Raw genomic sequence first — 265 nt, forward strand, 5'->3', positions numbered from 1 at the left:
AGATTCCGCAACCGGAGTTGCATATCCGGGGTGATCAGAATACCCGCTACGAGTTTATTGGCAAAAGTATCCTGACGGCACAACGTGCCGGTATCGCCAAGGTCGGCTTCGTGATTGAACCGCCTCCACGGAACTAAGTAAAGGAAGCATTATGGGTATGCAAATGGGTTCCGGCGGTGGTTCAGCCGATCCGGAAGTGATGATAGAAATGAACATGACGCCGCTGATTGACGTCATGCTGGTATTGATCATCATGTTGATTATT

At 49.4% G+C, this 265-nt stretch carries 1 protein-coding gene and 1 pseudogene; both read left to right on the forward strand.

The genetic code is table 11. The features are described from left to right. Positions 1-137, forward strand: a 137-nt coding sequence (locus tag ACO0LD_RS31850; protein ID WP_423006970.1) for an ExbD/TolR family protein, incomplete at its 5' end; no start/stop codon positions are given. A 14-nt stretch (positions 138-151) separates the two neighbouring features. Next, a pseudogene (locus ACO0LD_RS31855) lies at positions 152-265 on the forward strand (biopolymer transporter ExbD); the annotation flags it as partial.

This window comes from Undibacterium sp. Ji83W (assembly GCF_049340385.1).
Taxonomy (GTDB): domain Bacteria; phylum Pseudomonadota; class Gammaproteobacteria; order Burkholderiales; family Burkholderiaceae_D; genus Undibacterium.